Here is a 14,310-nt window from a genome sequence, read left to right as displayed (position 1 = left end):
CAGCAGACAAGGGACCACGGTTTGGAACCGTGGTCTCAAAGATCACAGCACCCCTGTCCGTTCAAACATTTTCTTCAGGTAAGCCGGCCCACCTTCGTCCATGAAGAGCACATTCCGTTCTTCCAGTTCCTGTTGCTTGCAGGTCACATTCAGCAAGTCACCAAAGGCTGTCCCAGACAGAATGAAGGCGTTGAGTGTCAGCTTGGGATCGCCCAGCTTGTCCTGAAGAACTTTGACTTCCTTATATAGACCCAACTTGGGATCGGTCAGGTTCATCTGCCGAATACCCTTCGGATCAATGAAGTTCAGGCACTGCTGGCCCGTTTCTTCATCTACCAGCCATAGCAGGTAGTCGGGATAGAAATTTCCCGCCAAGGCAAAGCCCAGCCCTTTGGCTTTGGTATCGGCATTGCGCAGCAAATAAAGACTGCGCTTACCAATGATCTGTTGCCCCAAGGGCGACTGGTAAAAAGCTTCCAGGTCCCGCACAAACTGGATTTCGCTGGGTGCATCAAAAGCAAGGGGACGCATTTTTAGCGGAACCGCGCCTTCAATGGCGAACAGGGGGTAATACAGATGGCTGTCAAAACAGATCGCCACCATCTGACCCGCATTCCACTGACTCGCTTCGCCCAGCTTGCCATCCCGCACCAACGCTTGGAGCTGCTTCAGTTTCTTCTCGTAGGCTTCACCGTCTTCGGTGTCTTCAATCTCAAACTGATAAACCTTGAGCAGCGTATCGTCGTCCTCCTTGACGGTCACGATGTCGTAGAACTGCCCTTCATACGCGGACTTCAAAGACTTGTAGAACCTGTCGGTGTAGTCCTGAAGCAGACGGATCAGAATTTCTTCCTGTTTGAGAATATCGGCAAAGCCACGAATGCTCAGTTCAGATTTCGGGATGAACAACGTGTACCAGTCATGATGGTTCAGGCAAAAATCCATCAGGCGAGCCCGGTCTAGTCGCAGGTTGCTCCAGCTTCGCAGTTGCTTGAACTCTTGCACCGCAAGGTAGATGCGATCAAAGTCAAACAGTGCCATGGTTTCACTGGCAATCTTGCCCATGTGCCGAATATTGCCTTCAGGGCCGGCCCCGCCCTTGTCCTGACTGGCCAGTGCTTCCAGCTTGGGATACAAGTCCAAGGTAATGTGGGCTTCCTTGATCTTGCCCGCAAACTCAGCAGGCACTTCGTAGAGCCACGGATAAACGGTGCGCTTGAATCCCTTGATCTGGTTGTCCTTGTAGCCGTCCTTCAGCGACAGGGTTTTGAGCTTGCTCTTCGGCAGATTGGGCCGAGTCTCAAAATCCAGTTCAATGATTTCATCGGTCGGGGTGATCCCTTCTTCTTTCAGGTATTCCTTGAAGGCGGCCATGTAGCCTGCATTCACACCAAAAATATTTAAGGTTTCCAAGCGTTCAAGGTGGGCCCCTTTAGGCCGTTGGGCTGGTGTGCTGCGCTTGAGAGAGTAATCCCGCCCTTTCAGACGAACACCACGACCGAACAACTGGATGATCTGTGAGCCTTCGCCCTTCCCCATGTTCAGCAGGCCCATGGTGGAAACCCGCCAACTGCTCCAGCCTTCAGTGAATTTGCGGGAGCCAATCAGCACATGCAACTCACTGTCCTTGTTGTTCAGTGTGCCGAACACCGACCCGCCGAAGTCATCCGCTTCCGTGTCAAACAACGCCAGGTTTTCTGGCTTTTCGGCTTCCTTGAAAAAGCCAGCATCGTCACCGATGTTGATCAAGCCGAACGGCTCCGACTCACCCACCCGAAGCACCAGTTCGCTCTTGCTGTTTTTGAGATTGACCACCTTCAGCCGTTGCTTGGCATCAGCATTGAACAAGAGCTTCAGGATGCCGTTGTACACATCATCCGCACTAAACGCCATCAACGGGGTGAAACGGTCATGGAAAATATTGCGACCCTTACCGTCCAGCAAGCGTGCCGTGTTAGCCAGCAAATCCTTCAGCCACAGCTTGGTTTTGGCTTCATCGTTCAGGAACCCCGCAAAGAAACGCAACACATTCAGGATGTCCGAATCTTCACCCGACACCGTATTGCCGACGAACACCCACAAGGGCTTTTCAATGTTGAAATCGGTCAGCTTGTCGCGGTTCGCACCCCACAGGTATTGCTGCTGGTAGAAGCTCAACAGGCAGGCCGTGAAGTATTGACGGGCAATGTCTTCTTGGCTGAAGTCTTCATCCTTCAGGTTAAGGATGAGCGATTCCTTGCCATAGCCATCTTCGTAGAAAAACTTGTAGGAATAGTCAAACAGAATGCCCTTGGCGTACACCTCACGAGTTGCCAAGGTGCGAGCCCGCCGTTTTTCTTCCGTGGTCAGGGTCAAAGACTGCTTCTGCGACTCATCCAGCTTCTTCAGGTTCGTGGTTTCAAAGAGAACTTTCGCCTTCTTTTTCATCAACTCGGCTTCGGCCTTCTGAACCGTAAAACCCTTGGCGACAGCCTGACCGAAGGTGGCGGAATACTCAAAGGCAAAACCACCACGAACCAGCGTTTCACGGCGAGACATCCAGGCCCCTGCTGCCGTGCCCGTGCCACGGTGGCCTTCATCCACCAGCACCAGGTTTTTGCCTTCAAAGGCTTCAACGGCAACGGTCTTGTCGCCCATTTCGTCGCCCAGCTTGTTGATGTCAATAATCTCAATCGTGCCCTTGAAGACACCACTGCGATTCTTGTCAAACATGCGGCTGAAGCCAAAACCCGACAAGTTCAGTTCAGCCAAGTGCTGGCGAGACAAGCCTTCATTCGGCGTGAGCAGAATGATTTTGTCTGGGTAGGTATCCTTGCCGTTCTGGAAGTAGTGCAGGTACTGGCGAATATTCACATGCAGCAGCAGGGTCTTGCCGCTGCCCGTGGCATTCCAGAAGGCCAGCTTGTTCAGCTCGTCAGCATTGAACGGCTGAAAGCGGTTATCCGCATCGGCTTGCTTGTTGTAGGCTTTCAGTTGCTCGTTCAGGCCATCCAGCAAGGCTTGGGGCTTGTTGAAATACCAGTCCAGATAAATCTCTGTGAAGAGCAGAGACAGATACTGGAAATACTTCATGTTGAGAACAGTGCCCTCAAGCTTGTTGCGCCGTTCGGTGATGGCGTTCCAGTGCTGGACAATGTTCAGGTCATAGCGACGAAGCTCTTGATCACTGAACCGATCCACTTCAAACAGGTTCTGGGTCAGCTCATGAAAGAAGCCGGTTTGCCCGTCATCATCTATGCCTTCATGCCGATCTTCACCCAGACGAATTTTCAGACCGGCAAGACTGCCACCCTTGAAGAAGCCCAACAACCACTGGTTAAGAACAAGCTGTTTGTGAAAGCTGGCCATGGTCAAGCTTCCGTGTTGAACATGCGGGACATGAACTCAGGTTCAATCTGGCGAATCTTCAGGGTTTTGGTGATACCCCCTTCGGCTTCTGTGCTGGTGAAGACTGCCGGAATGTTGTGATCACCATTGATGTAGACGACATCAAATTCACTGTCAGCAGGGTTGATTGCCAGCTTGTCGCACAAGCGGTTCAGCTCGTCATACGAGAGCTTTTCAACATCCCGCCACAGCACCAGAGCTTTTTCACCAGACGGAAGCACACCAGTAACGGCGACAAACCCCCGGTCAATTTGCATATCTACATGCTTGACCCGCAGACCAATCAAGTAGTTGAAGGTTTCCACCAGGTCAATGGTTCGCTCTTCATAGGCCCCCGCAGAATCCACCGTTACCTTCAGCTTGCAGTCAAAGGGCTTCTTGAATTTATCCACTGATAGCAAAGAGCCACGACTTTCAATATCCAGCATGTAACGCAAAAGGTAGTCTTCCTTCGCCTCTGACGGCATGGAGTCAAGAAGACTTTGCTGGGATTTAGAACGAGTCAAATGAAGATTGTTCAGCGTATCTTCATAGCTTTCAAGTTTGATGAATTTGAAAAAATGAGAAATCCCAGAATTTATTGCCGTAGCCTTCCCATCCTTCCAGTCAGAAGAATAAACAATCTTTTGAATACGAGGTTTTGTTACAGTGTCAAAATATTCGCCTTGCTCAACAACAATATATTTTCTATGGCCACCATCTTCGCGATTGAGACTAAGGACGGCATGAGCCGTCGTCGCAGAACCGCCGAAATAATCCAGAACCACTTCTGAATTTTGTATATTCAAGACCCGCAAATTATCTACTACAAGATTAATGCTTTTTGGAAAATCAAAGTCTTTAGCTTTGAACAAATCTTTCAAAACTTTAGTTCCACTTTCACTGGCTGAATACTCTGAACCATCCCACCATGTTCCCGGCAGAGCACCATCTTGATTAGGTCTGTATTTCTTTTGAAGCTCAATGCTTCCATCGTTGTCACGTATAACCTTCAAATCATGAAGTTCCCCACGAAGTCTTTTTGCAGAACACGTCCAGACTTTCTCGTTTCCATCTTGATCGATAGGCCAAACTGCAACTTCACCAAGAACGGGTTGTTCCAAAACATCCCATCCTTCAGTCTCTAGGTTAAGAGACATTTCAGGAACACGAACTTCATCTCCTTTTACAAAAACCGGATAAAAAGACTTCTTCCTGTCTTCTCTATTTGAGTCTGTTCCAGATTTGACCTGCTCCCCAATTTAGTACGAGAACGACTTGGAGTCTGCGGTTAAAAAAGTCTCTGCAAACTGTTGCGGCGTCAGATAGCCAAGGGAACTATGCGGCCTCTCAGAATTGTATTCCTGTCGCCAGGCCGCAATGATTTCACGAGCATGCCGCATCGAAACAAACCAATGTTCATTCAGGCATTCATCCCGAAACTTGCCGTTGAAACTCTCGATGTAGGCATTCTGCTGCGGCTTACCTGGCTCGATGAAGTTCAGCTTCAATCCGTTTGCATAAGCCCAGGCATCGAGCACCTTACCGGCGAACTCGGGGCCGTTGTCGATGGTAATCGATTGCGGCAATCCTCGAAGCTCTGATAGGCGCGACAGCACTGATACGACCCGTGTGCCTGGCAGCGATGTATCCACCTCGATAGCCAGGCATTCCTTGGTGAAGTCGTCTACGATGTTTAGGCAGCGCAAGCGGCGGCCATCAGCCAATCCATCCGATACAAAGTCCATTGACCAGCTCTGGTTGGGCATCGTCGCCTGAACCTTCAATTGCCGCTCCACGCCCGCGATGCGCTTCCTCTTGCGGCGCCTGACGCTCAGGCCGGCCTGTCGATACACGCGGAGCAGCTTCTTCCGATTGACCTGCCATCCCTCCCGCTGCATCAATACATGCAGACGCCGATAGCCATATCGGCGTTTTATGGCTGCCAGTTCGCAAAGACGCTGACGCAGTTCCTCGTCGTCAGGACGACGGGATTCGTAGTGATACAACGAGCGGGAAATTCCTATCAGCCCGCAGGCACGGGTTACGCCTAGACCGTGGACATGCATGATGTGCGTCACGGCGCTTCGCCTATCCTGCGGGCTTACCACTTTCGGCCGAGCACATCCTTTAGCGCAGCGTTGTCCAGCAGGCTTTCTGCCAGCAGTTTCTTGAGCTTGGCATTCTCGGCCTCCAGCGCCTTTAGCCGTTGGGCCTCGGATACCGTCATTCCGCCGAACTTGGATTTCCAGTTGTAGTACGTCGCGTCGCTGATGCCGTGCTTCCGGCATACCTCGGCCACTTTCATACCGGCTTCGGCTTCCTTGAGTACGCCAATAATTTGTTCTTCGGTAAATCGTTTTTTCATGCTGCCTCCGTATGGGGCAGACTCTACATCATTACCGTACTAATCTCGGGGAGCAGGTCAGATTTTCGAAAATTTGACCAGGAATAAATACCCTTTTCATCTGAGTACGGATAACGATCAGCCTTTGACCCCTTTCTTGGAAGTCGACCAAGCACGGGCTTTTCTGCACGCGACCAAAAGACAGCATACTCATGATTAGCAGAGAATCCAGAGAGTGTCGGACGCCCTTGAGGCTTACTTCTAACAACAGCAGTGCCACTATGATTGAAACCTAAGTTTCCACTCATTATTGAAAACTGATGGTGATATTCAAAGTCATCAATGGCGACACAAACAAGACTACCATCCTCAAGAAGTGGCATCGCCATAGACATTCGATCACCAAAAAGACTAGCCCAAGATGAATGTTGGTAACCATTCTTATAAACAATTGGCGAAGCATCGGTATTGTATGGCGGATCTATATACACACCTTTAATGCCATTACGATATTTATCTTGCAGAACATTTAATGCCTGAAAGTTATCACTATGCATCAAAAGTCCATCTAGCTCACAATCCAAATCTTGTATTTCGCTTAACAAAGACTTTTTGAATTCACCATCAAATACCGACGTATCCACCATCAGGAATTGATGCGATTTAAGGTAATCAACAGAACCAACACTGGAATCACTCAGAAGATCTTTCTTTTCAGAATCAAGCATTCCCAATAGCGACCACTGCTCCCACTGCTTCTTGTTAGCCACAACATCTGGATAAAGACTCTCTGGAATGCGATCAAGAGTAATGCAGTAATTCGTGCTAACCACAAACTTCTTCTTCAACCAAAGTTTCTTCTGGAAGTCTTCCAGTTGTGCAAGAAAGGTGATCAGGTCTAACGCAATGGCACGAAGGGTCTGGATCAGGCGAAGTGATTTCTCAATGTCAGAAAACTTCTCTGCCGACTGCACATCATCAAGATGCATGACTTCATTCTTGATGTAGAAGTCCAGTTCGCGACGAAGGAAGCCACCCAAGTCTTTATGAATGAAGTAGTCGGCTGAATTCTTCGTGGTGTAGCTGGTCAGACACTTTTCCAACAATGTCCGTTGCGGGTTTTTCTCTGTCGGTTCCCTTCGGCTGAGATCCAGCCAACGCGCTTGAACGGCAGGATCGGCAAGAATGGCATCCACAGCCTTGGACACCAGAACATCCTGCTTACTGCCCTTGGGCATGGCCTTGTAATCAAAGCGAATCACCAGCTCGTTGCCGACTTCTTCAATCGGCAAATACTCTTGCTCATACTCATCGCCGTTCTCATCCAGAAGGGTTCTGGTGTGCCGGTCAATCAGGACAAAAAGGCGTTCCTTGTCATTGTCCTTGCGGTTGTCTTTGGCGGTATCTGCCGCCACCAAGCGGAACTTGACGGTACGACCATCATCCAGCTTGAAGCCATAGTTGGAGAAGTTCTCACCGCTCTTGGTGTAATACTGATCTTTGTTCGCCCAGTGCAACACCACTTCTTCCCCGGCATAGGGAATGGCATAGGTATCGCCCTTGTAGCGCCGCTGGCTGATGAAGTCGCCCTTGTCGTAGTAGCGGGAAAAGAAGGTCAGCAAATGGGTGAAAACGGCATTCTCATGTTCTGCCCCACCTGAACCAAGGTCAGCAATCTTCTGCCGCAATTCCTTCACCTTCGGCACATTGTCAGGGTCCATGCCGTCAGCCCGATACTGGGCTTCCTTGTCCTTCAGCTCTTTTTGCAAGGCTTCTAGGTTGCCAGCACCAGAGGCAGCAAGGCTTTCAACGACTTTTGCTTTCAGTCCGTTCTCAAGGTAGTCATTGATCTCACCCACACGGGCATTGAGAATCCGATAGACACCAAAGTCCAGCTCAGGACGGTCAATTTGAAAAATCTCTTTTAGCTTGCGAACCAGGTCGTCGTATTTGCTCATGTTCTCACTCGTTCAATCATTTTTAGACCACTGCCCACTCTAGGGAGAACAGGGTCTTGGATTCGGTTTTTTGGGTCAGACGTTTTTCCAGCGACTCAATCAGGGCATCCCGCTTTTCAATGATGTCGTCTTCCACCTGAAAGATTTCCTGTCGCTGTCGGCGCTGCTGCTTTTCCAGCTTTTGGATACGTTGCTGTATCTCGTGCTGTTCGTCCAGGTTTGTAGCCAGCCTAGCCTGCCGCTGTGCAATCTTGATCTGCTCTTTGGTGTCTCGCAGGGCTTTTTCAGCCGCCAGAACCAAGTCATCAGCCCATTTTTCCAGCTTCTCACGGGCTTCATTGAAGTGCTTGTTGTTCGCTTCCAGCGACTGACTGACGGTGGCTTTGGCATGGCGCTGTGACTCTGCCGCGAGTCTCGTCACCACCGAGTCAGGGATTGTCGTCGGAACGGCGCTGTCAGCCATGCAGTTGAACAACTTTTCGCAGGTTTCTTGCTCAAGGGGTGAGCCATCGGCATCCAAGGCGGAGAACAACAAATATTCTTCCCGCTCGTAGCTGTCTATCGCCAAGGCTGTCAGGGTCAGGTAGCCCCGCTTGCCCCGCAGAGACTCCACCAGGTGCAGGCGGGTTGGGTGCTGGCTGACATTGAAAACCACCTTGGCAACGGGGGTGTCCAATGCTTTGGCCTGATCAATCACATACTCGCCCAGCGGATGCGACAGTCGGTACAGGTAAGTGCCGTAGTCGGGATCATCCTTCTCTATGGACTTGGGCCCTGACTTGGAAATCAGGTGATAGCGACCCGCAGGGATGCTTTGCGCAGGTGGCTTTGCAATATCAAAAGCAAGGTTTTCGTCATCAAACCGTGCTTGGTCACGGAGCATGAACTGAGTGACTGACCAAAAGCGTTTGCTGAATTTATCTAGCTGGGCCTTGGTGTCGGACAACTGAACCCGCAACCGCTCATGGACATCTTCGTCAAAATTCTCAAGCAGCATCTTTCGGGTATCGCTCATCCTTGCTTGGATGCGCTCGTCCATTTCAGCTTGCAGGGTTTTGAAGGCAGTCTCGATTTCTTCTGGGGTTCGGCATTCCTGGTAGATGGTCAGGATGCGCTTCTCAAAATCCACCCCTGATTCAATGCTACCCAGCACTTCATCGGAAGCCCCGAACACCCCGTTGAACAGGTTGAATTTTTCGGTCAGCAGTTCCAGCACACGGCGATCTGCCTGGTTGCGCTCGTTCAGAAAGTTGATAACGACCACATCATGCTTTTGGCCATAGCGGTGGCATCGGCCAATCCGCTGTTCAACCCGCTGGGGATTCCAAGGCAAGTCATAGTTGATGACCAAGGAACAGAACTGGATATTCACCCCTTCCGCCGCCGCTTCGGTGGCGATCAAGATGGTGCCCTTGTCCCTGAAATGCTCAATCAGGGCCGTCCGAATATCAATGTCACGAGAGCCAGCAATCCGCCCCGTGCCTTGGTTGGCCATCAGCCACTTCTCATAGATGGCGGTAGCTTCAGGACTGTTGTTCGTGCCACTGAACAAAACCACTTGCCCGGCATAGCCGTTCGCTTCAAGGTAGTCCTTCAGGTAAAACTGTGTCCTGCGGGATTCGGTGAAGATCAGTGCCTTCTTCTGTGCCCCCGTCACCGCCATCTGCTGAAAACCAATATCCAAGGCCGACAACAGGCTTCGGGTTTTGGTGTCGGTGCCGATACTGCGTGCCAGCGCAGCCAACTCACCTAGCAGGCGAATTTCTTCATTGAGCTGCTTGCGATCTATGTCTTGTGGCTGGGTGTCACCGTCTTCTTCAAGGTCATCCAGTTCCAGGATCTCGTCCAGCAGATCGCCTTCAATGTCTTCGTCGGTAATCAGTGACTCGGCGAAATCGGGGTCATCCTGCACTTTTTCATCCCGCAACGCTTCCAGCCGGACCTTCATGGTTTCCAAGGTGCCTGCAACTGCCAATGACGAAGAAGCCAGCAGTTTGCGAAGAATCAGTTCGGTCAGGTGCCGTTGCCGATGCGGGATGGCGTAGCTGTTGGGACGGGTCAGAAACTCACCGACTGCTTCATACAGCCGGTGCTCATCGTCCGTAGGGCTGAAGGGCCGAGTGATTGCCTTTCGCTCTGTGTAGCGGATGTATTCAGTGACCTGATTGCGAAGGGTGCGCCGGCAAAACCCCGACAGCCGTTCCCGCAAACCGTCCAAGTCGCCCCCTGCCGATACATACTGACTGCGGAAGGCATTCACATCACCAAAGATGTGGTCATCTATGAGCGTGGCCAGTCCGTACAGCTCAAGCAGGGAGTTTTGCAATGGTGTTGCCGTTAGCAGCAGCTTGCGACAATCTTCCGTAGCCCACCGAAGACCTTGACCAATCTTGTTGCTCTCACGGTAGGCATTGCGTAATTTGTGGGCTTCATCAATGACCGCCAGATCCCACTGGATCGCCTTGAGCTCATCCCGAATCTTGTGAGCATAGTTGTAGGACAAGACGACAATGGCCTTCTGATTCAGCGGTGACTTGCCTTGTTTCAGAAAATCACGGGAAGTCTTGGCATCCAGCACCACGGCGGGCAAGTTGAATTTTTCTTCCAGCTCAAGCGCCCATTGCTTGCGCAACGAAGCTGGACAAATGACCAGCAGACGGCGACGCCGCTCAGACCAATACTGGCAAAGGACGATCCCTGCTTCAATGGTTTTACCCAAACCGACTTCATCAGCCAGTAGCACTCCCTTGGAGAGTGGCGACTTCAAGGCGAACAAAGCTGCTTCAATCTGATGGGGGTTCAAGTCGACACTGGCGTCAAACAAGGACTGAGACAGACGACCAACATCATTGGGAGCATGCCGTCTGGTCAGCTCGTGAGCAAAATACTTGGCATGGAAGGATGTGATCATGGCCCTGAACTATCTAGTTATATGTTCAACAAGGGGACACTGCCCCCCAGGAACCGGGCTCGTCAGCATCCGATGCAACGGCACCCTAGCATTCTAAGCCACTACCCCTTGTCATAGACAGTCTTGACAAGGCTATCTTCATCAAAACAAAGGGCAAAGAACACAAGAACAACATGACGTAACTACATATGTGAAAGATGAAAGCAGTCTTCTTACAAAGACTTTGAGCAATGTCTAGCGAGCATTGACGCAGCCACACTTGATGCTATGATCCATACAGATCAACGAAACACCTGATGAGCTTCGTTGAATCAAATGCTTCAACAACTTTGAAAGGTAAAGAGATGACTTTCCCAAAACAGGCTGAACTAGCGGAACTAGGAAAAAGAGTTTCCGATGGCTTGAGCAAAGAAGAATTAGAAAAGCTTGTTTCACTAACCGCAGAAAAATCCGAATGGGAAGCCAATCAGATCAAGAAGGTTAAAGATATTGTCACATTGATCCAAACGGAAAAGGTTTCATTGGTCTCATTGATTGAAAATCAAGCTTACACAAAAAATGACCTAAAATTAGCAGCAACCCGTTTTGGTATCATAAAACCTGACCAAACCGGTGATGTCGACACAACCCAAAGTGACGACAGCGGGAAAACCAGAAAGCAGAAAACAGGCCCTGTCGTTTTCACCTTTGAATCGGTTAGTGGTTTGCGTTCTGCCCTGATTCGCCAAGATAGCAATCTCCCCCAGACTCCCAATGAGAGCCACCTAGCTTTCTTTATGAAACCGGGCAGTACCAAAGAGAAGCTGATGAAGCTCCAAGAAAAAAATGCCCAAAATGCAGAGTTTTTGGATTCAGATAAAGGCAAAAAACTTATCAATGATTGGGTGAATTGGTTCGACACAAAAGTGAAGAAATACGTGGAAAATCATCCAGAAAAAGTTCCCGCCAAAGCTTGATCTAAATTGATTTCACCCCAGCCCACTTCGGTGGGCTTTTTTACGCGAGTAACCCATATGCACGGACGACCGAGCAAACTGGATCAATCAGGCATTTATGCCAGCCCGAACACTGCCCTTGGACAAGAGATCGCCCGTGCTTTGGTTGAGCAAGGCGAATTCTATTTTTCCAACAGCCAACAAATTCTGGATGCCTTTGGGCAAGCCTTTGAACGAGCAGACACGCAGCAAGCCATAGACAACATCCTGAGCTTCACCAAACAACTCAAGGAACTGGGTTGCCACATGCGGGAGTTTGGCTATCGGGTGATTGACGACAGCCAAGGTAAATACGCCCTGACCTACACGGTTGAGAGCTACCAATACGAGAACGATCCGCTATGGGTCAATGAAGTTTTCACCTTGGACATGCCGTTGATCATGCTCATCAACGTGTTCGCCAGTCACTGGAATGCTTGCTATGAGAAGGTGCCTATGCAGGACATCATCACTGTAGCGAAGGGCAATTAGCAGACAGGCAACAATCAGTTGCTCTCAGGTCCATGTACGGATTTCCAACGTGCTTCAAATGGACTGAAAGCCACTTTTCTTTTTCTCAAGGCATCATCTATCTCTGATGCTCGTCGTTTCAACATGTTCAGCACATACGCCTGAATGCCTTCATTGAAGACATCAGCGATGGTGCCGTAGCACAGCCCCACCAGCAGCCATTCAAGACGCAGCACCAGACTTGAACCGCTTGCCATACAGATATGCCATAGGGCCAGTGCAGCCAGAATCTGGTCGTCTATAGACTGAACTTCCAGCACCGTATCCGGTTCATCCTGTTCATTGAGATCACGATAATGCTCATTGATACGCGTCAGCCAGACTGGATGCAAGGACATCTGAACTTTGCCTAAATCAGGAATTTCGCCCACCTTCAAACGATAAGCTGGGGCGATCAGTGCATCCATGACTGCCTGAACCTGCGTCTCAATCCCTTCGTCAAGGCCGCTGCCAAGGGGAACGGTTATTGCCAGGTAGTCCCGGCAGGTATTCAAGTCTCCATCAAGAATTTTCCAGACCGGCTCACCGTTCAAGCCCAGGTCATACACGGCTTGCGAGCCTGGCAGTAACTTGTCGAACACGCCCAGGGTGATCTCCCTTGGACTGCTTTCACCCTTTTCATAGTGTCTGGCAGCCATCTGACTCGCTGAGTCTTTTTCTAGATCGCAGAGCGAATCCCCTTGCTCATCTAGCCAAGCCTGGAGCGAACGGGCAAGCGGCACCTGATCCAAAACATTCCCCAGCACCGCTTTTTGCCACTCGACCCACTGGAAATGCTCAAGTTGGCTACCAATGGCACGTTCAACCACATGGAAAAACCAAGTCTGGACTCGCAGGCGCTCCAGATCGGAATTTTTAGAAAACCGAGCAGATGAGCGGCTTTGACTGGTAGGTGAAGCACGACGGGCCTTCTTGAAAGTCTGTGGCTTGTCGTCGCTTCTATTTTCCTTACTCAGGGTTGAAGGCTGCAACTGAACAAGCGTAGCACCTAACACACTATGGTCACTCATGTCAAATTCCGAACTGGTTTTTGCACGAAGAGATCATTTTATCCCTTTGGTTTGTAATAGACATACTTTAACAACAAACGAAAGGAAACAAAATGAAAACAATAATAGATGCAATCAAAAACAAGCAAATGCTTGTTGTTGTTTACAAAGGATTACCACGAATCATTGAACCACACATTGTCGGCACCGCAGCAAATGGCAACGAGTATGTTCGTGGATTTCAAACAGGAGGAACAAGCTGCACTGATGGTTATGGCTGGAAGATCATGAACACTGAAAAGATTCAGATGGTTTCATTGCTTCCCAACCAGTTCTTCCCCGATGCACGAAAAGACTTTACCAGGAATGATCCACTTATTACCACTGTGTATGCAACCGTATAAACCAAAAAACAAATTACCAAAAAAAGGAGAAACGATGAAAAACAAGAATCAACTCGGCAAGGCACTCAACAAAGGTATGAGCAATTTAAGCAACAACCAAATCAAGGGCTCAATCCTTACCAGCTTTATGGTCTATCAGGAGTGCATTTTACATGAGCGTGAAACCCCAGAAAGCCCTTGGTTTCACTTCCTTGACCTAGTGGCGCTTATGTGGGGCTACTACGGTGATCTTGACTTGCACATTGACAAGATGGAAGAGCGATTGACAGCCGTTGTAGAGAGCTTCAAGTCTCGCTCAGATATTGAAACCTTTGTGCAGTCTGTGGGGGACTACAAAGAACAATACGACGAGCATGTACGTCAAATTCGTGAAAACTACAATTGCATTAACAACTAAACAAGTGGGAAAGGAAACAACAATGGGAAACGCCAAATTATTTTACAGCACCAAACCACGTGAATTCGTTGCCGACGCTTATGCATCACAGATCAAGTCAGATGTATGGGAAAAGCTATCTAAAGGGTTTGAATGCAAAACCATAGCCGAGTTCTACAAGGAATGTTCTCCCGAAGAACTAGAAGAAGTCACGCAATGGAATCATACCGTCTTTGGTAAGGCGCTTTGTGATGAAGTTGATCAAGCGATTGACATTGCTCTAAGTATCGAAGAGACCGAAATAAGCAATGTAAATTGGTTCGCAATAATCGAATCATCCTGGTCTGGGCAGTTGATGGCAGTTTTATTTTTAGACGACCCAGACCACAAGAAAACTAAGCATCGCCGTGAGATGCTTAAAAACAGAATCTATTACTAATTAAGAAAGGAAACA

General features: G+C 49.5%; 11 protein-coding genes. 5 read left to right on the top strand and 6 right to left on the bottom strand.

Translation table 11 applies throughout. The features are described 5' to 3' along the window. Positions 1 to 42: 42 nt before the first annotated feature. From RN01_RS25545 to RN01_RS25520, 5 genes are all read right to left on the bottom strand, one after another. On the bottom strand, positions 43 to 3,348 hold the full coding sequence (locus tag RN01_RS25545) for a DEAD/DEAH box helicase family protein (RefSeq protein ID WP_017514914.1): 3,306 nt from the start codon (positions 3,346 to 3,348) through the stop codon (positions 43 to 45). Between the two features lie 2 nt (positions 3,349 to 3,350). After that, positions 3,351 to 4,490 (bottom strand): DNA methyltransferase, encoded by a 1,140-nt coding sequence (locus RN01_RS33340; protein ID WP_197067584.1) that lies wholly within the window; start codon positions 4,488 to 4,490, stop codon positions 3,351 to 3,353. A gap of 138 nt (positions 4,491 to 4,628) precedes the next feature. Continuing rightward, positions 4,629 to 5,734 (bottom strand): IS3 family transposase gene (locus tag RN01_RS25535; protein WP_197067583.1). Its coding sequence is split into 2 segments (ribosomal slippage): positions 4,629 to 5,494 and positions 5,494 to 5,734, totalling 1,107 coding nucleotides; the frame shifts between segments, so codons are not numbered across the junction. Positions 5,735 to 5,757: 23 nt separating this feature from the next. Further along, positions 5,758 to 7,671 (bottom strand): DNA methyltransferase, encoded by a 1,914-nt coding sequence (locus tag RN01_RS25525; RefSeq protein ID WP_017515099.1) that lies wholly within the window; start codon positions 7,669 to 7,671, stop codon positions 5,758 to 5,760. A gap of 22 nt (positions 7,672 to 7,693) precedes the next feature. Continuing rightward, on the bottom strand, positions 7,694 to 10,582 hold the full coding sequence (locus RN01_RS25520) for an SNF2-related protein (protein ID WP_024569568.1): 2,889 nt from the start codon (positions 10,580 to 10,582) through the stop codon (positions 7,694 to 7,696). Positions 10,583 to 10,878: 296 nt separating this feature from the next. On the opposite strand from RN01_RS25520, the gene RN01_RS34110 reads away from it, so the two are divergent. Further along, entirely contained in the window at positions 10,879 to 11,538 is a 660-nt protein-coding gene (locus RN01_RS34110) for a hypothetical protein (RefSeq protein WP_152536333.1), read from the top strand. Between the two features lie 57 nt (positions 11,539 to 11,595). Then, positions 11,596 to 12,048: a hypothetical protein gene (locus RN01_RS25515; RefSeq protein ID WP_017514382.1), complete on the top strand. Its 453-nt coding sequence runs from the start codon at positions 11,596 to 11,598 to the stop codon at positions 12,046 to 12,048. Positions 12,049 to 12,062: 14 nt separating this feature from the next. Here RN01_RS25515 and RN01_RS25510 read toward each other — a convergent pair whose 3' ends face one another. After that, entirely contained in the window at positions 12,063 to 13,097 is a 1,035-nt protein-coding gene (locus RN01_RS25510; RefSeq protein WP_128646644.1) for a hypothetical protein, read from the bottom strand. Positions 13,098 to 13,189: 92 nt separating this feature from the next. On the opposite strand from RN01_RS25510, the gene RN01_RS34105 reads away from it, so the two are divergent. The 3 genes from RN01_RS34105 to RN01_RS25500 are packed head-to-tail and all read left to right on the top strand — an operon-like array spanning position 13,190 to position 14,295. Beyond that, positions 13,190 to 13,480, top strand: a complete 291-nt coding sequence (locus RN01_RS34105; RefSeq protein WP_128646646.1) for a hypothetical protein — start codon at positions 13,190 to 13,192, stop codon at positions 13,478 to 13,480. 34 nt (positions 13,481 to 13,514) lie between these two features. After that, entirely contained in the window at positions 13,515 to 13,877 is a 363-nt protein-coding gene (locus RN01_RS25505) for a hypothetical protein (RefSeq protein WP_017514384.1), read from the top strand. A 22-nt stretch (positions 13,878 to 13,899) separates the two neighbouring features. Beyond that, positions 13,900 to 14,295, top strand: coding sequence for a hypothetical protein (locus tag RN01_RS25500; RefSeq protein WP_024569569.1), 396 nt, complete (start codon positions 13,900 to 13,902; stop codon positions 14,293 to 14,295). Positions 14,296 to 14,310: the final 15 nt, after the last annotated feature.

This window comes from Cupriavidus sp. SHE (assembly GCF_000812445.1).
Taxonomy (GTDB): Bacteria; Pseudomonadota; Gammaproteobacteria; order Burkholderiales; family Burkholderiaceae; genus Cupriavidus; species Cupriavidus metallidurans.
This window is presented reverse-complemented; position numbering and strand designations above follow the sequence as displayed.